We start from the raw sequence: 24,394 nt of genomic DNA, 5'->3' as shown, positions 1-24,394 counted from the left end.
TCATCATAAATCAAACCGCGGCTACTTGCAATTGCTCCTGTTGTTTAATCGAAGCAAAGTCGGCAAACTGCTGGTTTTTGCTCAATTCTTCGTAGGTGCCCACCTGAATAATTTTTCCCTCTTCCATATAGATGATTGCATCGTATTGACCTAACAGCTCTTCACTCAAGTTGTGGGTGATGGTCAACAAAGTCAGCTCCGGTAATTGCAGCAAACGGGTCTCGATGTCATAGGCGGTTTTGCTGTCGACCGCTGAGGTGCCCTCATCCAAAATCAGAAGCGGCTTGTTTTGAATCAAAGCCCGAGCCACTGCTACCCGCTGTCTTTGACCGCCAGACAAGTTATTGCCGTTTTCACCAGCAGGAGTTTCCAGACCAGCCGGCAAACTGTCGATAAACTTCTTGGCGCCGCTAGCAAACAATGCACTGCCGATTTCTCCGGCCGAACGTTCCTGATGCAAGGTGATATTGTCGCCAATTGATTCATCAAACATATAAACGTTTTGGTGAATCATGGAATAATATTGGGGAATTTGATGCACATCTAATTCCTTCAGCTCCTGATCATCAAAGCGGATTTCTCCTTGATAATTGCCAAAGTTAGCGGTGATTAAGCGGGCCAAGGTGGTTTTTCCGCAGCCGCTGGGGCCAACCAGGGCGTATTTTTTATTCTTTTCCAAAGTTAAATTTAGATCTTGAATGACGGGCTTCTCCTCATAGCTGAAAGCCAGCTGTTTTAATTGAATGGTTTTTTCAAAGGTGGGGACTTCTGTGCCTTTGAACGGCGAGTCCACGGGAGCAGCCAGTTCGTCAATCCGAGCTGCCACCGGTTTTGCCCCTTGAATTTTAGGCAAGCTTTCTAATATCATGGCGGCCGGCTGGACGAATGTGCCGCTCAGCTGAAGTAAGGCCAGCATCACGCCAGCGGTCATTTCGCCGTTTAACACAAAGTAGGCTGCAACAATCAAATTGACAAATTGAGTGCCCGCTCCTAAAACAGTCGAAATTCCTTCGTTAGCAGCATAGAGTTTGTCCACTGAGAATTTGGATTTTGCGGTCTGTTGGTTTTGTTGGTGAAAGCTTTTGCGGGCAAAGGGCAGCATTTGAAAGGATTGAATCACTTCGTAGCCGGATAATAAATCCTTCAAGCGCACGGTTAAGGAGGTGTAATTTTGCGAAAGCAGGTCCTGGCGTTTTTGCAGCGGGTTGCCGAAAATGCTTGGAATAATGATTAAAGCCAGTAAACAAACAATCATCACCACCGTGATCAAAGGACTGGTGTAAATCAACGCAATCAAAGTAGCCGCAAAAACAAAGCCGTAGCGAATCGCGTCTAATAATGGAACAAGATAATTGTCTTCCAAAATCTTAATATCGTTGGTGACTGCGGAGATATAGTCGGCAGTGTTGGTGGAGTGAAAGGTGGAAGCATCGCGATTCAAAATGCCGTCAAAAATTTCCTGACGCAGGTCTTGGATCACTTGATAAATGAATTTCTTGCTGAAATAGCTGTAAGCCCATTGCAGCAGGCCAGTCATCGGCAAATAAATAATTGTTAGTAAAACGGTTTGGCGAAACAAGGCGTCATCTTGGGTAATTGCGGCATTCAAAATATCCCGCAGCAGGAACGCGGCATAGATGGCAGTGATGGAAGAAATGATACTGAAAAGCAAGGTTATGACTAAAAGCAGCTTGTGGTTCTTGATCACGTGTTTCATAGTGGGTCACCCTTTCTTTATTAGATGGATATCTAATGTTTGTAAAAATATATCACGATTAACGAATGATATCAAGAGTAAATTAGATGTATATCGAATGAAATTCTTGATGATTCGTTTTTAATCTAATCTATCGGCGGTCTTCGCTGAATATACTGGTAAAAAGGACAATCGCCATTTCCAATCGGAAGCAGCATTCTCGGTTTATAACTCCAGGGACGCTAAAAAAACAAAAAATATTCTGTTACTAACATTATTCTTACAATCAATGTTAGATAGGACTTTATTACTTTTGGAATATTTGATATTATCAATATTCCGGATGTTTGATCTGGAACAATGAGGTCGTTTGTAGCGAAAAATATGGTTTTATAAGAAAAATGGTCAATAACAGGGGAAATTTAAGAATATGGAGGTTAAATGGAGTAAATTTACCGTAATATACATAACAACTAAATTTACTGGACACCGTACTGTTTATCAGACAGCTGATTAGCTGCTTTTCCAATGAGAAGAATTTGCAGGCAGTAAATTTTTTTCGCGAAAAGAAAGAGAACTGGGGGCAAGTCTAGTTTGAAATCGCTTTTATCAATTTTCTGTTTTTAACCAGCATGCTTGTTGAAGTGCGGCGTCTTTTTGGATAGGGGCGTACATACGGCTGCAACTAATCGCACAAACACCTCCAACAACTAATTGTAGAAAAGGTGGAACCCATGCAACACGTATTACTTTTAACTAAAAATGTCTTAGCGGAAGAACGCTTAATCAAAAAGCTTCACCATTTAAACTATGAAGTGCTGTGTTCTTCGGATTGGATTGAGCATTTAGCGCAAGGCAAAAGTCCACTGAGGTTGAATTATTTTCAAGCCGTGATTTTGAGCGACACTTTGAGCGATAGTGATTTGGTTCGTTTTTTACCCAACTTGAGCAGTCCATCCCTGGCGATTATCCGTGTAAGTACTCCGGAGTATACCGAGGATCGAGATAAACTTAGTGAATGGGTTCATGAATGGATTGCTAAAGAGGACTCACTTGAACAGATACGGGAAGCTTTATATCGGACAGTCAAGGAGACGAAGCCGCAACCATTGAATGTGACATTTTCGGCTGATTTTTCTAAGATTGGTAATAATGACAGCAGCGAATCTAATCTGGTCAGCGGATTACGCATAAAACTTTCAAAAAAGGAAAAGAAAGTGCTTGACCACCTGGTGGCTGCTGGCGCGAAGGAAGTAATTCTCGATCGCAAAGAATTATGCGAGTATATATGGGGGATTGATTCGGATTCCAACATGAGTCAGCTCTCCTGTCTGATAAATAAAATTAAGAAGAAGTTTGAAAGAGCTGGCGTGCCAGGGGAAACAATCACCACTTTGTGGGGCCGCGGCTACAAGCTAAATGACGAGTTCTACCGTCAATTGCTGCAAAACGCGTCTGAGGTTAAAAACTTAGTGTATCAGATGGATTAGAACGAGGCTTCAAGGGAATTTTCCTTTGAAGCTTTTTTAGGTTGGTGGTCTAAGAGTCGGCCCAGTTGGTGAAGCCTTTATTATAAAAAGGATGTTCATTTACAAAGGCGAATGCTATCATAAATAGATACGAACAAGGCAAAGAAATGAGGGATGCAGCGTGAAAATCATGATCATTGAGGATGAACCGAAGATCCGAGAAGAGCTGGCGGCTTTGCTGCGAAATGCGCTTTACCAGGTGGCGCTGGTGACGGAGTTTGTTGAGGTGACCCAACAGGTGCAGCAGGCCAAGCCGGATTTGATTTTGTTAGATATTCATTTGCCGGGGATTGATGGGCATCAGCTGTGTGGGGAAATTCGGCGTACCATGGGAGTACCGATTATTTTTCTCACCAGTGATAATAGTGTTATGACGGAGACCAATAGTATTTTGATGGGCGGCGATGATTTTATTGCCAAGCCTTATCATCCGTCGGTGCTGCTGGCGCGGATCACGGCGGTGCTGAAGCGCAGCGGTGGCGGAGGGAAGGAAGAAACGGTGCTGGAACACAAGGGTGTTACGCTGGATGTTCGTTCCTATAAAATTGCTGCCAATGGATTTGACACGGAATTGTCGAAAAATGAATGCAAGCTGCTGCATTATTTGTTTCTCCATAAAGGCGAGGTGGTGCCGCGGCTGGATTTGATTGAATACCTGTGGGACAACGAAGTGTTCATTGACGACAATGCTTTGAGTGTGACCATGACGCGGATTCGCGCCCGGTTGGCGGATATTGAAGTAACCAATTTTGTTGAGACTAAGCGGGGAGCCGGCTACAAAATCTAAGAAGGAGCAGCCTATGACTTTAGCAAGCTATTTAAAAGACAAGATTTTACTACTAGTGTTAAACGGGGTCAGCTTGTTTCTATTGAGTTTGTATTTGCTGGCAATCGGCAACAGCGCGTTGACCGTCGGCTTGATCACTTTTTTTTGGCTGACGATTTTAGGCGTTTGGTTAACGGTTCATTACCAGCAGCGGAAAAAATATTTCGCTGGGATTATGGATACGTTAGCGGATTTGGAGAAGCCTTATTTGATCCAGGAATTTATGGGGCAAAGCTGGCAGCTGGAGGATCAGCTGCACCAGCAGATTTTGCGGCGATCCAATAAAGCAGTGATTGAGAAAATTCAGGCGCTGGAGCAGGAGCAAATGGAATACCGAGAATTTATCGAGGGCTGGATTCATGAGGTGAAGCTGCCGATCACCGGCATGCGGCTGGCGGCCCACAATTTAGATAATCAATTGAAACGGAAGTTTGAAATTTATTTAACTGAAATGGACGACTTAGTGGAGCAGGCGCTTTTTTATGCCCGCTCGGAACAGGTTTACAAGGACTATACGATTAAGGAAACCGACCTGCGCCAAGTGGTGCTGCAAGTACTGGGGAAGAACAAATATTTGCTGATCCAAAATCAGATGGCACCGCAGCCTTTAAGTGAGCCGGTCTTTGTGCAGACGGATGAAAAATGGGTGGCCTTTATTTTAGGGCAGCTGTTGATTAATGCGGTGAAGTACAAAAAAGAGGGTCCGGGAGCGCTGACTTTCACGGTAGAAGAAGCGGAACACAGCGTTCGGTTGTCCTTGACGGATAACGGGATCGGAATTCCGACGAGTGAGCTGGGGCGGGTTTTTGACAAGGGCTTTACCGGAACGAACGGTCGCCAGCGGGAAAAAACCACCGGCATCGGCTTGTATTTATGCAAAAAGCTGTGTAAAAAGCTGGAGCTGGGCTTGGAAATCGACTCAAAGCAAAACGAATACACGACGGTCACACTGGTTTTTCCTAAGAACACCTATCTTTCAAAGCTGTAATTTTCACCACAGGTAAGTCGATACAACGAGCGGCCTCCAAGGCATAGACTGAAGCTAGTTTATGGATTGGAGGAAGCGGGATGGAATTTGTTCAGGTACAAAGGATTCATAAAATAAGTCGGCTTCAGTGGATGCAATACGGAGCGGCTCTGCTGGTGATCTGTGTGCATTGTGGTCCGATTTTAGAAAATCCAGCGTACAATCATCTGTTGAAGGGGGCACTTTGTCGGGTGGCGGTGCCGTTTTTTGCCCTTTCCACCGCCTTCTTTGTTCGGGAGAAAAGCCGTTGGCAACCGGGTTATTTTCGCACGTACATGCGCTCATTAGTGAAAAACTATCTGGTTTGGAGTGTGGCTTTTTTGCCGTTAGGAATGCTGTGGCTGCAGCAGAATCTGACGTTGCCCCTTTATTTGTATCCGGCGGCTTTGCTGGTGGGGGTGTTTTACACTGGGACGTTTTATCATTTGTGGTATATTCCAGCGCTGCTTTTGGCCTTGTGGCTGGGTCATTTTTTGGTGGGGAAATTTCCTTATAAAGTGCTGCTATCCGGTTTTGGTTGCTTGTATCTGTTTGGCTGCATGGAGACCTATTATGGATTTCTGCCGGAGGGCGGGATGAAGGTGGTAGTTGATGCGTATCTTCAGCTGTTTGTCACTACGAGAAATGGCCTGTTGTTTGTGAGTATTTTTGTGGTTCTGGGATTTCTGATCAGTGATTACCAGGATCAGTTACATAAGCTTTCTTCGTATTATTCATGGGGCTTGGTAGTGAGCATGGCCGGGTTGATTTTGGAGGAACGGCTGATTTTCGGTTCGGGGAATTTGGACTCGAATTTTTTGATTAGTCTGGTGCCGCTAAGCTTTTGCCTTTTTCTTTGGGGCTTAGCTGGCTCGCAGCAGGCACCCAGGATAAAAAATTGCAGCAAGTACTACTATTTTATTCATCCTTATGCCATTTTTGTGGTTCAGCAGATCACCCAGCAGGAAATGACTCGCGGCTGGGAGCAGTTTTTATTGGTGGTAGTTATAACTCATGGGATGAGCTGGTTGTTGGTGATGGGCAAGGGAAAGTTAACTGGGCGTTATCTTTCAAGATTGTAATCTTCAGTACAGATAAGTTCATACAAGGCAGCGGAAAAAATCTATAGACTAAAGGTAGAAAGTAAGCCTATGGATGGGAGAGAAACAAAATGAAGACATTAATTCAAGTTGAAAAGGTCGAAAAGTATTATGGCTCAAAAAGCAACGTGACTAAAGCTTTGGATGGGGTGGATTTTGATGTTGCAGAAGGGGAGTTCACCGGAATTATGGGGGCGTCCGGTTCCGGTAAAAGTACTTTGTTAAACGTGTTGTCGACGATTGATACGGTAACTTCGGGGCATGTCTATTTTCGCGGCAAGGATATCAGTACGTTAAACGAAGAGCAGGTGGCGAAATTTCGCAAGGAGAATATCGGCTTTGTTTTTCAGGATTTTAACTTGTTGGATACCTTAACGATCGAAGAGAATATTACCTTAGCTATGACCTTGCAGGATAAGCCGAAAAAGGATATTCAAAAGCGGGTGCACAAATTATTGGAGCAGCTGGGAATCAGGGAGATCGCCGACAAATTTCCTTACGAAGTGTCCGGCGGCCAAAAGCAGCGCTGCGCTTGTGCCCGGGCGATTGCCAATCAGCCGTTGGTAATTATGGCAGATGAACCCACCGGTGCGCTGGATTCCAAATCAGCCCAAACCTTGCTGGAAACCTTTGTCACCATGAATCAGAAATTGAATTCGACGATTTTAATGGTGACCCACGATGCCTTTTCTGCCAGCTATTGCAAAAGGATTTTGTTTCTGAAGGATGGGCAAATTTTCCACGAGCTGATCCGGGGCGAGAAAAGTCGCCGGGAATTTTTGAACGATATTTTAGATGTACTGTCAGTCTTTGGCGGAGGTGGGGGCAATGTTTAAGACGCTGATTGCCCGGAATGCCAAGCGTTCGGTGAAGGACTATCTGATTTATGTGGGGACGATGACGATTATTTCCACCTTGATGTTTGCTTTTCATGGCATGATTTTCTCCAAAGACATGCGAGAGTTATACGCAGATGCGACAATTTTTATAGTGATGATTGGCGTGGCTTCCTTTTTTATCGTCGGAATCGTCATGTGGCTGGTGCGTTATATTGTCAATTTCATGCTGGAAAAGCGCAGTAAAGAATTCGGCACCTATTTGTTGTTGGGGATGACCAAAAAACAAATCATCAAGCTGTTTCGCCGGGAAAATTATTTGTTGGGTTTGCTGTCGATTTTGTTGGGGATTATTCCCGGGTATGCTTTTCAGCTGCTGTTTGTAAATATTTTTTATGCCATTTTGGATACGGAATATCGCATCTCGCCTGATTTCAATCCGTGGTATTTGCTGCTGACCGCTGGGGTTTTGGTGCTGGCGTATTTGTTGGCCATGCGGGGTGTGCGGCGAAAAATCAAAAAGATGACGATTCGCCAGCTTTTATACAGCGACCAGCAAAATGAAAAAATCACCCATGAGAAGAATGGTCGCAAAGGCATTCTGGTGATTCTGGCAGTGGCGTACATTTGTGTCTTTAATGGATTGATTTTGACCTCCAATATGTCCTTGAATGCTAGTCTCTTTTATTCTCTAGGATTAGTGCTGGCGATTTATTTGCTGTATTTCGGTTTGGCGGCTTTTTTTATCCGCTTCATTCAGAAAAAATCGCCGCTGATTTATAAAAAAGATACGCTGTTTATCCTGCGGCAGCTGTCTTCCAAAATCAAAACGATGCGCTTTACGATGGGAACATTGACGATTTTGTTTACTGGCGCGTTGCTGACCTGGATGGTGGTGATGATGTTTACCGATTTTCAACGCAATCAAGTCACGCTGGTGCAGCCCTTTGATATTTCGATTTCCAATGGAGATGCCGATTATGATTTTAGCGACGAAGAGCAAGTAATTGCTGAAAATGCGCAGATCAATGACCAATATCAATATCGGATTTATCGCAACGGCACCACCGCAATGAATGATTATTTGTATGAGCATGTGGATAGCACTTACAAAGGCGAAAAAATTGGCGATCGCTATGCTGACAGTACTTATTTCGGCGAGGATACTTATATGAAACTGAGCGATTACAATCATTTGCGGGAAATGGCTGGCTACGATCAGGTGCAATTGAAGAAGGGAGAGTATATTCTGCAGGGGAAAAAACGCCTGGAAAAGCAGTGGCAAGAGGCTGGTGAGCAAGTCCGCGTTAAAGCCAACCAAGAAACACTGGCATTGCAGACAATTCATATGGAACCGTTTGCTCAGAACGGGATGAACGGTGCCGATTATTTGTTAATTGTAACGGATGAGGCAGCCCAGCAAATGACGCCTTATTACCGGGCCATCGCTATCAACATAGCGGGCGTTGCACCGCAGGGGTTGCAGGGGAAATTAGAGGCCCTCGACAAAAATTATAGTGAAACGGATCTTTACGGGGATCTTTACGAGATTTCTTATGGCAACGGCAGCGATCAAATTATGACGATGTCGGGCACCACGATTGTCAGGGATAATATTCAAAAAGACGCCAGCTTTGTGATTGTCTCTCTCTGCTTCATGATGGCGTATATAGGAATTGTTTTCCTGTGTGCCGCCTTGACTATTTTGGCTGTTCAACAGCTGAGTGATTCCACTAAGCATAAAAAACGTTACGACATTTTGCGCCAATTAGGACTGAGCAAAAAGGAAACGGAAAAAGTCGTGCTGAAGCAGTTGAGTATTTATTATTTGTGTCCGCTGGTGATTTCCGTTGTGCTGAGTATTTTCATCGGTTTGTTTGCCGGTGAACGCTTTGTTTATTACACTGGAGTAGAGGGGACGCCTTTTAGATTTTATGGACTGGCGCTAATGGTGTTCTTAGTCATTTATTTCGCCTACTTCATTGTGACCTATGTAGGGTTTACTAGAAATATTGAAAAATACTAATTATGGATGAAAGGCAGCCTGTGGTTGGGGCTGTCTTTTTTTACTGTTTTCAGCTGGTTTTAGAAATTACCACATATAAGAACACTTGTTATTAAATTAGGTTATGGAAGGCCTTTATTGGTATGAAAAGGTGGATTGAATTAAGAATTGATAAAATTATAATTCCGTTTTACTTTTTTATATCATAGTTGCGTTAAAAATAAAATAATCTGAAAGATAAATTTCTAGTAAACTTATAGTTAGAGGAAACCGTATGGGTTGTTGGGGTGATTCACATACATACGAATTTTTTTCTGATAGGAAGTCGGACTTTATTTTTATTTTGAAAATATCTTCAAGGATTCCTGATTCATGCTTAATTGCATAATTAAAAGAGAAAGAATGTGATGATTATGATTCATTTGTTAGTTGGGCCTTCCTGTACCTCTTGTCGGAAAGCCAAAAAATGGTTTACCAATTATGGGATTGAATTTGAAGAAAGAAACATTATTAATGAGCCATTAAATAGCAACGAATTGAAGCTGATTTTATCCATGACGGAAACCGGGATTGAAGAAATCCTGTCTACCCGCTCGATTGTTTATCAAAAACTGAACATCGATTTTGACGAGCTGTCCATGAGTCAGCTGCTGGTTTTGCTGTCGCAATATCCTCAGCTGCTGAAGCGGCCGATCATTTACGATGACCACCGCCTGCAAGTGGGTTATAACGAAGAGGATATCCGCATCTTTATGCCAAAAAAACTGCGCAAGGTTGCCCGCATGGACTTGTATCGTGAAAATGTGGATGTCTTGTGTGGGGATATTATTACGAATTTGCATTAAAATGAATGGATTTTTTAGACCAACTAACTGGTTGGTTTTTTAATACAGATACCGTGATGACAGATATGATAGCCTAATAATGCTGGGAAAACGGATTCAGATCGATGTGAATATAATGGATAAGCGAATATAGAGTAATTATATCCAATTATATGATGAAAAAAGTAAGATAACTACTGTGATTTTATAGTATAATAGCATCAGTGGGAAATCGTAAAAAAGGAGGATTTTATGGAAAAGAAAAGATTTAAGATGTATAAAAAAGGGAAAAGCTGGGTAGTCGCACCGATTATATTTTTAGGTATGTTAGGTGTCGGTGGCTTAGCGGTACAAGAACAAACAGTTCAGGCAGCTGAAGTAGCTGTTTCTGAGATAGAGGCAGCCGTTGTTCCACAAGAGAATACCAGTGAGGTTGCTGAAGTAGTGCCAGAAGTAGTTGTTGAAGATACTTCAGCCGGAAATTCTTCTGAAGCACAGACACCAGAAGTTCCAGTAGTTGAGACTCCTACAGTAGATACACCAGTGCAAGAGGATTCACAAGATCAACAGGAAGCAACCGATCCTACTGATCAAAAAGAAGAAACTATTGATTCTTCAACCGAAAATACAGAAGAAGCAACAACTGAAGAGTCACAAGATAAAGCCGACGAGACTACTGATAAAGAAGGCTCTGAGGTTGTAACTGAAAAAGAACCCGATGCTTCTGAAAGTAAAGACACTACAGATTCTGAAAAGAAACCTGAAGTCACAGATACAGTAGATTCGGTCACAGATTCAGTTAAACCGGAAAAAGCAGCAGCTCCGGTGGCTCAACCTAAGGCAGCTAAAGCAGCAGCACCAAAAGCAGCTGCACCAAAGGCTGAAGCGACAATTCCGATTTATCGCGTATATAATCCCAATTCTGGTGAACATTTACACACGATGAATGGGAATGAAAAAGACTTTTTAGTTAATCTAGGTTGGCGCTATGAAGGTATAAGTATGCGTGTGGTTGGTACGGGAAGAGAGTTATACCGTATTTACAATCCCAATTCTGGTGAGCATTTCTATACTTTGGATGGCAATGAACGAGACCATCTGAAATCTGTAGGCTGGAACTATGAGGGAATCGCTTGGCATACACCTTGGGAAGGCTTGCCGATGTATCGAGTTTATAACCCAAATACTAAGGGAGCCGGCGCTCATCACTATACGATGGATGCCAATGAACGCGACTCTTTAACACGGGCTGGCTGGCGCTATGAGGGAGTTTCTTGGTATACCCTTGGCGGAGCGGCACCGGTTGCACCAGTTGAACGTGTTCTGTCGGTTCCTTACGTTAGTCAATACGTTCCAGTTATGTCTCCTTGGGGCTGTGCTGGTGCGGCAATGGCAATGTTGCTGAATTACAAAGGCCAAAATGTCGATTTAAAATATGTTCAAGACAATTTACCAATGTACCCCGGAGATCCTGGTGGACAGCAGGGCAATGTGTATACAGGCGCTGGTTTTGGCTGGGTAATTACACCTGGTTCATTGACTAATTATGCAAAACGCTGGTACAACAATGTTTCTAATATTACTGGAACAAAAACTCAAGGGATCATTGATCGGATTATGGGTGGAAATCCAGTCTTGTATTACGGTTACTCTTCTTATCAAAAACCAAATGACACAAATAGAAATCATTGCAAAGTAGTTGTCGGCTATAAGGATAATAAATTCTTAGTTCACGATCCTTTGTACTACAATGCAAATGCTAAAGCCGGAACAGGCGGAGGAAATATGGCTTACGACCGCGGAGCAGTAGCGTGGGTTTCAGTGGCTGATTTCAACCGTGAATGGGATGGACGAGCAGTCGGAATTAATTAAATAGTAGTAAGATAAAACCAAACAACCAGTTTTCCTTCATTCATTAAAGGAAGGAGCCGGTTGTTTGGTTTTTTCGTTTACACGTCTGTACCAATTTCCAATAACCTGGAATTTTACTCATAAAAAAAGAAAATTTTAGGATAGATTCACTATTTATAAAGAAAACGCGTGAGTCCGGTATAACAAGCATCAATTTTGTGCTTTCATTTTATCCATGATAGGGTGATTATGTACCTAATAATAAGGAGGAAATTAGACATATGGCAAAAAGAGATTTACCACAGGTCGAAACTCGTCTCTATATTAATGGCAAATGGATCGAGGGCTCAGAGGACAAACGAGCAGTAATCAACCCTGCTACCGGTGAAACCTTAATTGAAGTTCACCAAGGTGGCGCAAATGAAACCAAAGAAGCAATTGCAGCAGCGAATGCGGCTTTTCCTAAATGGTCAACTATGGCACCTTCAGAACGCGCAGAGCTGATGAACAAAATGGCCGATCTGGTGGAAGAGGACGCTGAACGTCTGTCAACCATCATGACGATGGAACAAGGGAAACCACTAACACAAGCCAAAGGCGAAATTCAAACCAACGTGGAAAACCTGCGCTGGAATGCGGCAGAAGGTCAACGAGTAATGGGAGATATTGTCCCTTCACCAGCCACCAATCAATGGCAAGTGCGCAAGCAGCCAGTGGGTGTAGTAGGCGCAATTACTCCTTGGAACTTCCCATCCAATATGATTATCCGTAAAATTTCACCAGCAATTGCTGCCGGCTGTACTGTAGTATTGAAACCGGCAGAAGACACTCCGTTGTCAGCTTTGGCATTAATGGAGCTTTTTGACAAAGCTGGCTTTCCAGAAGGTGTAGTCAATATTATGCTGGGAGATGCTGCTACCATCGGAGAAATTCTTTCTGAATCAGACGATGTGAAGAAAATTACCTTTACTGGTTCAACTGAAGTTGGGAAAACCCTGAACGAACAAGCAGCTCCAACCTTGAAGAAAGTTTCGATGGAGTTGGGTGGACATGCACCGTACATTATTTTCCCAGATGCTGATCTGGAATTAGCCGTGGAAACCTTAGTTGAAACTAAATTCGGCAACAATGGTCAGGTGTGTACTTCGCCAAACCGGGTATTCATTCACAAAGATATCAAAGAAAAAGCCACGGAAATGATTGTGGAACGGGTGAAGGAAGTCACAGTTGGTAATGGCTTGGATGATCCAACCACCGGACCACTCATTAACAAAGAAGGCGTGGAAAAAGTCGAAGAACAAATGGAAGATGCTACCGGCAAGGGAGCAAAAGTCTTGGTTGGCGGCAGTAAAATGGAAGACGGCGAATTCGCCAACGGCTTCTTCTTCCAACCAACCGTTTTAGACGGTGTCACGAAAGACATGAATATTTTCTATGAAGAAACCTTTGGACCGGTATTACCGATCATCGAATTTGAAGATGAAGAAAAAGTAATCGAAGATGCCAATGACAGCGAATTTGGTTTAGCTTCTTACTTCTTCTCTACCAATATTCACACCATCGACAACGTCAGCAGCAAGTTGCAATATGGAATGGTGGGTGTCAACGATACCGAGATTTCTAATTCTGCAACACCATTTGGCGGGATGAAACATTCCGGCTTCGGTCGTGAAAACGGCACATACGGGGTGGAAGAGTATGTTGAAGTGAAATTTGTAACGATTCGCACCGCTAAATAAGTTTTTCTTCCTTATCCCAAACGCTGGGATAAGGTTTTTTCATCTTGATGGGTCGTTTTTGTTGTGCTAATCTTTTGGTAGGGAGGCGATCGGGATGAAGAATGTGAATCCGGCATGGTTGGTATTAGCAATTGTATTTTTTGTGATAGATTTCAATGATAGTTTTATGTTTACAATGTTAGGGTTTATCTTTCTTATCCTGGCCTTTACTGAAACCGACGAAAAAAAGTGAGTCGTTTTTTCTATTAGTTCATTTTTTAACGCAGAAGAGCATTCTGCGTTTTTTTGATTTGAATGTGCCTAAGCAAACTGTTTGGATCAAGGGAGATGCTGTTTAAATATCCCGCGAATAGTTCGTTAGAAAAGGTGTTTTTCCTGCTTTCCGGTATAATCAGAACAAAGGGGGCATTCCGATGTTCGAGAGAATTGAAAATACCAAGCCTAAAACTTGGGGACTTATATTAACACCTTTTTTACTGATTATTGGCTTTGCAGGCAGAATAAATAACTGGCCCTTAAGCTGGCTATGGTTGTTTGCTTTTTCATCAATCGCTTTGATTGCTCAATTTGGCCTAGGCAGTTATCAGATCTTTCTACAGCCGATGAAAAAAGGAAAATGGAAAAGCATTTTAGGGTTGACGGTGCTGTCGTTTGTTCTTTCATTTGCGGCATCAAGAGTGGGCATACTGCTGTTTAATAATGCCAGCAACGCCAATCCTATCGCAAAAGTTATCGTGGACAATAGTCTGTGGGAAAATATTTACTTTTTCCTGACTACTTGGATTTCGCTGGCTGGAGAAGAATTAATCACCGCAGCCGTCGCTTTTCCGCTCTATCATTTCCTCACGAAACGCTTTACGTCAAATAAGGCCTTTCTGCTGAGCTCGATTTTCGCGGCCTTATTCTTTGGTTCGCTCCATTTATCAACGTATTCCTGGAATTGGTATCAATGTTTAGTCATCATCGGCTTGACCCGAATCCCATTCAATTATGTTTGGAAAAGGACCGATAGTTTACGAGGGGGAATTATTGCCCACACGCTTTATGACTATACGCTCTTTCTCATTATGCTGATAGTGGCACTGCTGCAACATTAAGGTGGTAGCCGTTATCAATAAATGTTGCACCTGACTCTAGGCTTCTCTATAATTTAGGTAACTAAACAATGGAGGCTTTTGTTTGACAGACTTATGTTTACTTTCGGTAATGCGCTCTTCTCAAAATTAATGAATTAGGAGAGTGGAAAAAATGAACATTCAAATTCGTGAAACAACTGAAAAAGACCGCAAACAAATTTATGATGTCGAGTACCGGGCCTTCAATGAACCCGACGAAGCGATTTTTGCCGATGAATTGCTGGATGATCCGACTGCTCGGCCGTTGGTTTCTTTGTTGGCTTTTGATAGTGAACAACCAGTTGGACACATCTTATTTACTAAGGCTCGCTTAGAAAATTATGAAAAGCAGTTGTCGCTTTCGATTTTAGCACCGTTGGCAATTGTTCCTGAGTACCAGAAAAAAGAGATTGGCGGCCAACTAATTCGAGCCGGGCTGGAAATATTGAAGGAGCAGCAGGTGGATTTGGTTTTTGTGTTGGGGCATATCGACTACTATCCTCGACACGGCTTCAAGCCTGCTTTGCCGCAAGGCTTCCTGCCGCCTTACCCGACGAAAAAAGGATTGGAAGATGCTTGGATGGCGCAGGCGTTGTCGGATATTCGAACGGAAGATTTTTCAGGTGTGGTGAAGCCGGCAGAGGCGATGGATAAGCCGGAGGATTGGTAGGCAATTAGGTAAACCATAGCAAAGTAAAAAGTACTTTCATCTGGACAACTCCAATGAAAGTACTTTTTTTGCATAAAGGCTCCGTGGTAAAATGATAGTAAAAAAGGAGGGATCAGCGATGACAACAATTGATTATTTAGCTATCTGGAGTATCTTAATTGGAACGCTCATTGTGGGTATCCAATTGATTCGCGGAAAGTGGCTGATGCTGATAGCTGGTTATAATACCATAGGTGAAGCGAATCGAGCCAAAGTAAACGGCAGAAATCTAGGTAAATTGGTGGGAGTTTATTTATTTTTTGTAGATTTAGTAGTACTTTTGCCAATCATTGGAATAATTCCCGAAAATTACGTTGGTAGGCTGATTGTTCCGGCTACTTTGTTTGTGTTGATTTTTAGTAATGTTTCTAAGTTGTTCAAGCGATAGTTTTTTTACTCACTATAAAATAATCCGAATTTTTCAAGAAATAAAAAATGACTCAGTTGCCGATTTTTATCAGGTCATGTATCATTTCTTCTTAGAAAGCCTATCAATGATTGCGCAGTGAGTTTCCTTGGAGTGGCCACTGAAAAAGTACCATCAGTAAAAAAAGTCTGACCCATTCACCGGCGAATCAGCATGTTTGTCAAAAAACAATCGAACCCGAGTCCAATCGGAAAATAGAGGCAATGGAATAAAATTCTTTTCAAAACGAGCATTGCATAATACAGCGAAAAATATTTTGGATTGCTGCGATACTTTAGAAGTAATATCGCAGCAATTTCTCTCTATCTAGCTCCGTTTCAGAAAATACCGAAAGATAGGAACTTGAGAACAATAGAACTAACGTCCAAGTGCTAAAGCCTAATTAGCGCTTTTTCTTCTTGCCTCTTTTCTTTTTCCCTAGTTTCTTACGAGTCTTTTGATCTAGTTCCTTTTCTTTCCGTTGTCTTTCCATCTCTTCTTTAGTCAGGTAGACCTTCCCCTCTTTTTTTCTTCGTTTGGACTTTTTCTTTTTACCCTTTGGCGGGTCTTGCAGCGGTGTTTCAGGTTCATCGGCAGTATCTTTCGGCGGAGCGTCGCTTTTACGGTTAACGAGATTCGAGAGTGTCGGAGCCTCCTTCAGTTTGAGACCGCCGATTAAAGCCGTCATCATCCGGCTGTGGAGCTGCTGCGGATCGTCCTCCGGCGAATAGCTGTAGCCGTCGAACATATGGGCAGCGATTTCCTCTGACGTTTTGCCAGCATAGACATTCTTTTGCAAGAAGTCAGGCGATTCCATCAGCAAACCAGCACCTGGCTCGTTATTGACTTTAAGCAGAGCCAAAGCTTCCAGAGCTTGATCCAGCTGTTCCTGAAGGACTATCGAATCAGTGTCAGCGTCTGTTTCAGCAGCCTGTTCGTCTCGTTCACGATCGTAAACTGGGGTCGTCGACAAATAAATGTAGCGGAACAGCTCTGTAAAACGCCGCACGCCGTCTTTTTCAAATAGGGTTAAGGTCGTTAAAATCGATAAAAGAGCAGTGGTTTCCTCCACTGAGTAGCAAGGGTCCGTCCCCTTTAAGGTAAAGCGATGCTTCTTGCCCGCGGCGTCTTTGTAAACGGTGGCAATGTCCATCAGTTCGGCGGGCTGACGTTTGCCGCCATGGAGGTATTTATGTAAATGATCGGTCTGAGCGCGCAAGGTGGCGGTGTGATTCAAATATTCCTTTTCACTGCCAAATAAGCGGATAATCAGCTTTTCCCAATCGGTGTTTGAAAAATATTCTTTAAAATAAACGCAAAGATGCCGCACAGAAGACAGCGCCTCTAAATCACCAGTTAAAAACAGCTGGCAAATTTCTTCCTTGGCTAATAAAGAGAAGTTCTCTGGCGAAAAAGCATTACGCAGTAAAATCACTACGGCACATTGGATCAAATAAGCAGGATTGCTGCCCTCCTTCGCGAATTTGCGAATCCTAGCTTCCAAGTTTCGTCTAGTTAGAGAGAACAATTGCTTTTGCTGAAGTGCTTTCATAATTTTCACGGCTCCTTACGATTAGTTGAAATGATAGTAGGTGAAATCCTCTTCGATTAAAGAGGCTAATCACAATATATCGCAAACGCTTTCTGTAAGCAAGTGCAAATTTCATCGAAGGTCCAAAATGTTTTAATAACTCGTTATATTATATGATGTGTTCTTGATATATAAAGATTTTTCAAAATATTCGACCTGTTGAAACGGTTGGGATTTGTTATCCGAATTAGCATTTGTTTTTTAAGGGCTTAGCGTTATTTTATTTAAATTTTATGAAAATATTTCTTGGGGAAAATTTTTTAAAGGGGGAAAGTTGGATTATTTGCACCTTTTTTTAATGTAGTAATCGTCATCTGCCGTTTACTACATGTTTTACGGAAGATTACGACAAGTTGGAAAATTCGGCACCTTTTTCAAGCATGATAAGCTGATTTTTGAAGTGGTGAATTATACGGAAAAAGTCGCGACAGACTTCCAGCTATCCACTAAAACGGCGGGTAGAATTGGCCTGGACCTGAAATGAATTTAGCTACGGACCAAAAAACGGAGAGGCTGCTGTGATTTTTCGATTAGTATTGATAAATTAAGCCCGCTTATTGTGGTTCCGATAAATTGCGAGTCAAGCTTACTGTTGCCTTTATTATTTTCATTCAATTAAAAAAATTAAATGTGAGTGGTTACTGAAGACTAATAGTACAAGTTGAAGTAAATCTTCCGATCAACTCTCTGTTTATTTGTGTATAAATATGGTAATATATTTATACACAAATATAGAGAGGAGAAATCATGATGTCTGATATAGTGACAGCTACAACGCCATCTAAAGTAAGAACGAATCTTACTTCGTTGCTAGATGATGTTACGACGAAAAATGCCGAGATCCACATTGTTTTATCTTCCGGGAAAAATGCAGTACTGATTTCTGAGGATGAATTAAACTCGTTGCGTTCGCAGTTGAGAGAAATGGAATTAATGGATGCGAAAAAAGAGCGGATGGCGTATTTGAAAGATCCTAGTACGAAAAAATACAATACGGCTGAAGAGATGCATAAGGATATATTGGGAGATTTATATGACGAACTTCCAGACTAAATATCAGATAGTGCCAACCAGTCTGTATAAAAGACAAATTAGAAAGCTTGCTAAAAGTGGCAGATTCTCTAAAAAAGATATGGCAGAATTAACGCTTCTATTGAATCAATTAGCCAATAAAGAAAAACTTGCTGAAAAGTACGCAGATCATGCTTTGATCAATCATCCTTCCGGGGATCGAGAGTTTCATTTTAGGCCTGATTTATTAGTAATTTACTCCTATATAGATCATTTGCTTGTCGTTGAACTGGGAGAAGTAGGATCACACTCGGATTTATTTGGCAAGATAAGACGCAGATAGAGATCAATATATTTAACCAATTTTTGAATTAGGCCGGAACCTGCTAAGCAGACCGGCTTTTTTTAGACGCTCAAAACCAGCAACAATCTGTTACACTTAATTTATGAAGAAAAAAGCAGGAGGCAGACAATGGCAGACTATCAACTATTAATCATCGATGATGATAAAGAATTGTGTAGCTTGATTCAACGCAGCGTTCTCGCAGAAAATATCGAGGCGGATTTTTGTACTTCAGGCAAAGCAGGTCTGGACAAATTAAAAGCAAGGGACTACCAGCTGGTGATCCTGGATGTCATGATGCCGGGCATGGACGGCTTTGAAACTTTGGAACAAATCCGCCAAGAGAGCAGCTTACCTATTCTGATGTTTACCTCAAAAAACGACAGTGCCTCCAAAGTTAGAGGATTGCGAGCAGGGGCTGATGACTATTTGACAAAGCCTTTTGACATGGATGAGCTGATTGCCCGGGTCGTTTCCCTGATCCGCCGTTATACTCGGTTCAATCAGCCCGGCGCTTCACAGCAGCAGCTTACATTTGACGGCTTGGAAATTGATCTTGACAACCGTTCCATCACGACCGTCAACGGAACCTACGAACTTCCGCCCAAAGAATTTGATTTGCTTTTATTTTGCGCCAAAAATCAAGGGAAGATTTTGACTAAGCAGCAGATTTATGAGGAAGTCTGGGGCGAAGAATACTTTTATGACGATAGCAATATTATGGCGATTATCAGCCGTTTGCGGAAAAAGATCGAAGAAAATTCCGGAAGCCCGAAATATATCCAAACAATCAAGGGTATCGGCTATCGCTTTAACAAGGAGGTGTGACAAGATGGAGCTGATTATTTTTATTTCGCTGTTGGTGGCTTTGCTGGCGATCATCTACGCTGCTTATGTTACCCGTAAAGTAAAAAGACAAATCGCCGAAATGGAGGAAGCACTTGCTGATGTAAAGGCGGGGAATGCTAACCGACGTATTTTAGCGGCAACTAATGAGCTTGTTGCTCCGCTGGCGTATGAAATCAACGAAATTGTGGCAGCTTATGAAGGCAAGTTAGCCATCCTTCACCAAACAGAAGAAACTAATAAGCAGCTGATGACCAGCCTGTCCCATGATGTGCGAACACCCCTAACAACCTTGATTGGTTATCAAGATGCCGTAAACAAAGGGATTGTTACCGGAAAAGAACGGGAGGATTACCTGGAAATCGCCCGCCGTAAAGCTCATGACTTAAAAGAATATATCGATGTATTGTTTGATTGGTTCAAGCTGAATTCCAACGAGTTTACCATGGAGCTAACTACAGTGGAGGTTGCCGAACTGACGAGAAATATACTCATCGACTGGATACCTATCTTTGAAGCTAAACAAATCGCTTACCGCATTGATATTCCCCAACAGCCTCTCCAGGTAAAGCTTGATACAGACGGATATACGCGAATACTAAACAATTTAATCCAAAACGTCATTGCTCACAGCCGCGCAGAAAAAATCGAAATCGCTTTGTCCCAGAATGACCAGAACTTGCAAATATGCTTGACCGACAATGGCGTAGGAATAGAAAAAGCCGATTTGCCCTATATTTTTGAACGCCTCTATAAATGTGATAAGGGACGATCGGAAAAAGGCAGCGGTCTAGGATTATCGATTGTGCATCAGCTGGTGGAAAAAATGAACGGTGCCATCACGGCTAAAAGTATACCCGGGAAAGAAACAGTTTTTACTTTGTTTTTCCCCTTGAATGATGATTAAGGCTCTCGCTTTACGGTGGGAGCTTTATTCTTTTTTTAAATGCAAGGTTAATGCAAGATTCTGGCAAGGTTAATGCAAGACTGGGATGATAGAATTTTTGTATAGAACAGGAGGGTTGACTATGAGTAAATACATTATCGAAACGAAGAATCTGACCAAGCAATACGGCGTGCAAAAAAGTGTTGCCGATTTGAATATTCACGTCAAGCCGGGACGTATTTATGGATTGCTGGGAAGAAATGGGGCGGGTAAAACTACCGCCATGAAAATGCTTCTTGGATTGACAGCTCCTACTTCCGGCGAGGTCAACATATGGGGGAAACCATTACAGGGCAACGAGAAAAACGTTCTTCCTCGCATAGGCAGTTTGATCGAAGCCCCTGGTTTTTATCCGAATCTAACCGCAACCGAGAATTTGCGCATTTTTGCCGAGCTGCGGGGAGTACCCAACCGCCACGCCATTAAGGACACGTTGAAATTAGTCGGATTGCCTTATAAGGACAAGAAGCTTTTTCCCCAATATTCCCTGGGGATGAAGCAGCGATTAGCGATTGCCTTGGCCGTCATGCATGACCCGGAGCTTTTAATTTTGGATGAGCCCATCAATGGACTTGATCCGATCGGGATTGCTGAGGTGCGTTCCTTTATTCGCGAGCTTTGCGACGTGCGAGGCAAAACCATTTTAATTTCCAGCCACATCCTCTCTGAAATTGCTTTGTTAGCCGATGATATTGGTATTATTGATCAAGGTGTCTTGCTGGAGGAAGAGAGTCTGGAGGAGCTGGAACAAAAAAGCAGCCGCCATATTCGTTTTATTGTCTCCGACACCGCCCAGGCTGCCCGAATTTTGGAACAAAACTTTAACGAAACCCAATTTACCATCCAAGATGACCAGCATTTACGAGTGAATAATCTTGATCTGCCGGTTGCCGACATTGTCACCGAATTTGTAAAAAACGGATTGGCGGTTTCCGAAGCTCATACTTGTGAGGAAAGCCTGGAAGATTACTTTAAACGAGTAACCGGGGGTGAAGGAATTGCTTAGACTGATCAAATGTGAGTTTTGGAAACTAAAAAGAAAGCACTTTGTTCGTTTTGTGATTTTGGCCGCACTATTGTTTCCTATTCCGCTGACGGCTTTAGTCTTGGCGGGAAATGTCGGAAATTTCACAGGATTCGATGCAGTGTTTGGGCTGCTGGTAACCATGGGGGTACCCATTATGCTGCCGGCGGCGTTAGGTATTATTGCCACCATGCTGTTTTTTATGGAGCGAGATAATAACACCTTGAAGAATTTACGTGCGATCCCAGTTTCGCCCGTCAAAATAGTCACGGCAAAAATCGGGGTGCTGTACATATTAGGTCTGATTTTCGCTTTTGCAACGTTAGGCTCTTCAATCATTGGCGGACTGATTGTCGGCAGCGAATTAGAAAATATTCTCGGGAAATTGCTGATCGTTATCATTACAGCACTGCTTTATACAACAAGTATTTTACCGGTGATCATTGCGATTGTGGGTTTTAACCGTTCCTATATTTTTGCTGTTATTCTTACTTTTTTCTATACCATGTTTGATTTTGTCTTGGCTTATGGTGGTTTATTCGCTGCAACAAATCCCATGATGAAGTTGTTAACCAGTATTATGCCGGCTCCGATTATTTATCGTTGGCAGGCTTCAGAGTTTGTCGTACCGGGAACACCCGCTTATGCTGTCATGAAACCGTACTTTTTGCCGCTATCGGTGGTGGTTTTGCCGGTTTGTATCATTGGGCTGCTATCCTATCTACTCATTATTCGGATTTACAGCAAGCGGGAAAGTTGAGGTGAACAAGATGAAAATTATTGTAAAAACCGAGCTTTATAAACTAAAACGCTATTCGGTAGTATGGATTGGCATAGCTACCATGCTGGCGGTGGTGTTGCTGGCACGTTTTATGGCAACGGCCTCTGATGGGGCAACTCATACCCTTTCAAATTTTTCTTCCAGCGTGATTTGGAACAATCTGGTTTTGATTTATCCGGCAACGATTACCTTAATGTCTGGCTATATGATCGAACGGGAGCGTACCGATGATACCATGAAAAACCTCTTAACCATCCCGCTTTCTTTTCGGAAGCTGTTAACTGGAAAATTGCTTACTGTTGGCCTACTGACAATTGTGCTTTCGCTGTTTGAATTTGGATTTACCATGCTGGTGTTTTTCATGAGTGGTTTTCCAGGATTTTCCTTTGAAGGAGCGATTCAGGTCCTTTTTCAAATGATTGGGATGAATTTGTTCGCGTATATTGCCGTTTTACCGATCATTGCTTTTACAGGACAGAGAAGCGGCAGCTTAATGGGCGGAGTGGGGTTTGCTTTCTTTTATGGATTTATTGGAATGATGGCTTCCGGGCATGGCCTGCGAGACCTTTATCCGATTACCGCCGGACTTTCGCTTATTCGCTACCAAGACACAGAAAGCACAACGATAACCGGCAATCTTCTTGTTAGTGTAACTATCTTATTGATGATCTTGCTAGTTACTGTGCTGATTGTTTTAAATGCAAAAAATCGAGAAAGAAAAACACCCAGCAAAAAGCCGAAAAGCGTTTAGTCCTTAGATGAAATGAAGCCGGAAACTGCTGACAACAGGCCGGCTTTTTTGTCTCTCAAAACCACTCGCAATCTGGTACACTTAACCTAAGAAAACTAGGCGAAGGAGGTGTCCCATGACCAACAGTCGGCTATTGAAAATTTTGCTGCTGCTTTTAGAAAAAGGCAAGGTGACCGCACCGGAATTGGCGGAACAATTTGAGACCTCGGTGCGCACGATTTATCGCGACATCGACGGACTAAGCGCTGCGGGTGTCCCAGTATATACTACCCAAGGCAAGGGTGGCGGTATATTTCTCAATCAAGAGTATGTACTGAATAAAATGATTGTTTCCGCTGAAGAACAGGAAAAAATCTTAATGGCCTTGCAGGAATTGTCTTTGGTAGAAAATCGCCAAACCGATGAATTGCTGCAAAAATTAAGCGGCTTGTTTAGAACGACACCATCGGATTGGCTGGAAATTGACTTTTCAGCTTGGGGTTTAGAAAGCAAAACGATTTTTGATCCGCTAAAGCAGGCGATTTTCGCTCAACAGTTAGTCAAATTCTGCTATATGAATCGCAAAGGGGAGCAAGAGCGGCGAACCGTCGAGCCGGTCAAACTGATTTTCAAGAATCGTGATTGGTATTTGCAGGCCTTTTGCCAGCTGCGGCAGGATTTTCGTTTGTTTAAGCTGCTGCGAATTAGGGAACTGGAAGTGGCTGCACCCGCGGAAGTGCGGGAAGAGTTACAGACTCGAATGAAAAAGATGGCGCAAATTTATGAAACGTGACACTCCTTGTCAAGTTATGCCTGCTAAGATATAGGTATAAAGAGGAGGAGATAACGATGAAACACGAATGGCGAAAACAAGAAAAAGAATTGTATGGTGTATCCATAAAACCGCAGGTGATCCAGGTGCCGAAGCAAACTTTTATTACTATTAAAGGAGAGGGCAACCCCAACGAGGAAGCTTTCTCTGATCGAGTGGGGGTGTTGTATTCACTAGCATTCCCATTGAAAATGGCCTTCAAGCGTATGGCGGTCAATGACAAAACGCGGCGAGAAGAATTCAGCTATACTGACTACACTGTTTATCCATTGGAAGGGGAGTGGCAGACCACCAATCCCGACAATTTGCTGGACAAAACCAGCTTCCAGTACACGCTGATGATCCGGCAGTCGGACTATATCACCGAAGAAATATTTGAAGAAACTTTGACAACAGTCAAAAAGAAAAAGCCGCATCCATTATTGGATGAAATTGAATTTGTCACTTTAGAAGAAGACTTGTGTGTTCACGCCTTGCACAATGGATCTTTTGATGACGAGCCAGTCACCTTCGCCAAAATGGAGCAATTCGCCCAAGAACAAAAACTGCAACGACTGCATCTCTACCACAAAGAAATTTATCTCAATGATGCTCGCAAAACACCACCCGCAAAACGCAAAACCATTTTGCGCTTTCAAGTCAGATAAA

Annotated in this window: 24 protein-coding genes; 22 read left to right on the top strand and 2 right to left on the bottom strand. The window is 42.7% G+C overall.

Annotated elements, in window-relative coordinates; all coding sequences use genetic code 11:
- Positions 1-10: 10 nt before the first annotated feature.
- Complete coding sequence (locus JZO70_RS17915) at positions 11-1,717, bottom strand: ABC transporter ATP-binding protein (protein ID WP_207675045.1); 1,707 nt, start codon at positions 1,715-1,717, stop codon at positions 11-13.
- A 713-nt stretch (positions 1,718-2,430) separates the two neighbouring features.
- Here JZO70_RS17915 and JZO70_RS17910 point away from each other — a divergent pair.
- The 13 genes from JZO70_RS17910 to JZO70_RS17850 all read left to right on the top strand — a co-directional run bounded on the left by JZO70_RS17910 (position 2,431) and on the right by JZO70_RS17850 (position 15,624).
- The gene (locus JZO70_RS17910) at positions 2,431-3,186 is read left to right on the top strand and encodes a winged helix-turn-helix domain-containing protein (protein ID WP_207675044.1); all 756 of its coding nucleotides are present in this window, start codon (positions 2,431-2,433) and stop codon (positions 3,184-3,186) included.
- 169 nt (positions 3,187-3,355) lie between these two features.
- Positions 3,356-4,012 carry a response regulator transcription factor gene (locus JZO70_RS17905; RefSeq protein ID WP_242704014.1) on the top strand — a complete coding sequence of 219 codons (657 nt, stop codon included), beginning with the start codon at positions 3,356-3,358 and terminating at the stop codon, positions 4,010-4,012.
- Between the two features lie 13 nt (positions 4,013-4,025).
- Positions 4,026-5,039: a sensor histidine kinase gene (locus tag JZO70_RS17900; protein ID WP_207675042.1), complete on the top strand. Its 1,014-nt coding sequence runs from the start codon at positions 4,026-4,028 to the stop codon at positions 5,037-5,039.
- Positions 5,040-5,119: 80 nt separating this feature from the next.
- Complete coding sequence (locus JZO70_RS17895) at positions 5,120-6,139, top strand: acyltransferase family protein (RefSeq protein WP_207675041.1); 1,020 nt, start codon at positions 5,120-5,122, stop codon at positions 6,137-6,139.
- A gap of 89 nt (positions 6,140-6,228) precedes the next feature.
- Positions 6,229-6,993 carry an ABC transporter ATP-binding protein gene (locus JZO70_RS17890; protein ID WP_207675040.1) on the top strand — a complete coding sequence of 255 codons (765 nt, stop codon included), beginning with the start codon at positions 6,229-6,231 and terminating at the stop codon, positions 6,991-6,993.
- Positions 6,986-9,019 (top strand): FtsX-like permease family protein, encoded by a 2,034-nt coding sequence (locus JZO70_RS17885; protein ID WP_207675039.1) that lies wholly within the window; start codon positions 6,986-6,988, stop codon positions 9,017-9,019. The genes JZO70_RS17890 and JZO70_RS17885 overlap by 8 nt, the downstream gene beginning before the upstream one ends.
- Positions 9,020-9,411: 392 nt before the next feature.
- Positions 9,412-9,843, top strand: a complete 432-nt coding sequence (gene spx, locus JZO70_RS17880; protein WP_207675112.1) for a transcriptional regulator Spx — start codon at positions 9,412-9,414, stop codon at positions 9,841-9,843.
- Between the two features lie 231 nt (positions 9,844-10,074).
- Positions 10,075-11,694, top strand: coding sequence for a C39 family peptidase (locus JZO70_RS17875; RefSeq protein WP_207675038.1), 1,620 nt, complete (start codon positions 10,075-10,077; stop codon positions 11,692-11,694).
- A gap of 260 nt (positions 11,695-11,954) precedes the next feature.
- Positions 11,955-13,412: an NAD-dependent succinate-semialdehyde dehydrogenase gene (locus JZO70_RS17870; protein ID WP_207675037.1), complete on the top strand. Its 1,458-nt coding sequence runs from the start codon at positions 11,955-11,957 to the stop codon at positions 13,410-13,412.
- A 94-nt stretch (positions 13,413-13,506) separates the two neighbouring features.
- A complete protein-coding gene (locus JZO70_RS17865; protein ID WP_207675036.1) occupies positions 13,507-13,644 on the top strand; it encodes a hypothetical protein in 138 nt (45 codons plus the stop codon).
- A 181-nt stretch (positions 13,645-13,825) separates the two neighbouring features.
- Complete coding sequence (locus JZO70_RS17860) at positions 13,826-14,509, top strand: CPBP family glutamic-type intramembrane protease (RefSeq protein ID WP_207675035.1); 684 nt, start codon at positions 13,826-13,828, stop codon at positions 14,507-14,509.
- 151 nt (positions 14,510-14,660) lie between these two features.
- On the top strand, positions 14,661-15,197 hold the full coding sequence (locus JZO70_RS17855) for a GNAT family N-acetyltransferase (protein WP_207675034.1): 537 nt from the start codon (positions 14,661-14,663) through the stop codon (positions 15,195-15,197).
- A 118-nt stretch (positions 15,198-15,315) separates the two neighbouring features.
- Entirely contained in the window at positions 15,316-15,624 is a 309-nt protein-coding gene (locus JZO70_RS17850) for a DUF3784 domain-containing protein (RefSeq protein ID WP_242704007.1), read from the top strand.
- 421 nt (positions 15,625-16,045) lie between these two features.
- Here JZO70_RS17850 and JZO70_RS17845 read toward each other — a convergent pair whose 3' ends face one another.
- Positions 16,046-17,194, bottom strand: a complete 1,149-nt coding sequence (locus tag JZO70_RS17845; RefSeq protein WP_207675032.1) for a hypothetical protein — start codon at positions 17,192-17,194, stop codon at positions 16,046-16,048.
- Between the two features lie 789 nt (positions 17,195-17,983).
- Between JZO70_RS17845 and JZO70_RS17840 the strand changes: the two genes are divergently transcribed.
- The 9 genes from JZO70_RS17840 to JZO70_RS17800 all read left to right on the top strand — a co-directional run bounded on the left by JZO70_RS17840 (position 17,984) and on the right by JZO70_RS17800 (position 24,393).
- The gene (locus JZO70_RS17840; protein WP_207675031.1) at positions 17,984-18,286 is read left to right on the top strand and encodes a type II toxin-antitoxin system Phd/YefM family antitoxin; all 303 of its coding nucleotides are present in this window, start codon (positions 17,984-17,986) and stop codon (positions 18,284-18,286) included.
- The gene (locus JZO70_RS17835; protein WP_207675030.1) at positions 18,267-18,587 is read left to right on the top strand and encodes a type II toxin-antitoxin system YafQ family toxin; all 321 of its coding nucleotides are present in this window, start codon (positions 18,267-18,269) and stop codon (positions 18,585-18,587) included. The genes JZO70_RS17840 and JZO70_RS17835 overlap by 20 nt, the downstream gene beginning before the upstream one ends.
- Positions 18,588-18,716: 129 nt before the next feature.
- A complete protein-coding gene (locus JZO70_RS17830) occupies positions 18,717-19,415 on the top strand; it encodes a response regulator transcription factor (RefSeq protein ID WP_207675029.1) in 699 nt (232 codons plus the stop codon).
- 4 nt (positions 19,416-19,419) lie between these two features.
- The gene (locus JZO70_RS17825) at positions 19,420-20,340 is read left to right on the top strand and encodes a sensor histidine kinase (RefSeq protein WP_207675028.1); all 921 of its coding nucleotides are present in this window, start codon (positions 19,420-19,422) and stop codon (positions 20,338-20,340) included.
- A gap of 121 nt (positions 20,341-20,461) precedes the next feature.
- Positions 20,462-21,385: an ABC transporter ATP-binding protein gene (locus JZO70_RS17820; protein WP_207675027.1), complete on the top strand. Its 924-nt coding sequence runs from the start codon at positions 20,462-20,464 to the stop codon at positions 21,383-21,385.
- Positions 21,378-22,163, top strand: a complete 786-nt coding sequence (locus tag JZO70_RS17815; protein WP_207675026.1) for an ABC transporter permease — start codon at positions 21,378-21,380, stop codon at positions 22,161-22,163. Before JZO70_RS17820 ends, JZO70_RS17815 begins: the two co-directional genes overlap by 8 nt.
- 10 nt (positions 22,164-22,173) lie before the next feature.
- Positions 22,174-22,935 (top strand): ABC transporter permease, encoded by a 762-nt coding sequence (locus JZO70_RS17810; RefSeq protein WP_207675025.1) that lies wholly within the window; start codon positions 22,174-22,176, stop codon positions 22,933-22,935.
- Between the two features lie 115 nt (positions 22,936-23,050).
- Positions 23,051-23,707, top strand: coding sequence for a helix-turn-helix transcriptional regulator (locus tag JZO70_RS17805; protein WP_207675024.1), 657 nt, complete (start codon positions 23,051-23,053; stop codon positions 23,705-23,707).
- 56 nt (positions 23,708-23,763) lie between these two features.
- Complete coding sequence (locus JZO70_RS17800) at positions 23,764-24,393, top strand: GyrI-like domain-containing protein (RefSeq protein WP_207675023.1); 630 nt, start codon at positions 23,764-23,766, stop codon at positions 24,391-24,393.
- Position 24,394 lies beyond the last annotated feature (1 nt).

Source organism: Candidatus Enterococcus moelleringii (assembly GCF_017377575.1).
GTDB lineage: Bacteria > Bacillota > Bacilli > Lactobacillales > Enterococcaceae > Enterococcus_A > Enterococcus_A moelleringii.
The sequence above is the reverse complement of the archived record's forward strand: the minus strand, read 5'-3'. Positions and strand labels throughout refer to the sequence as shown.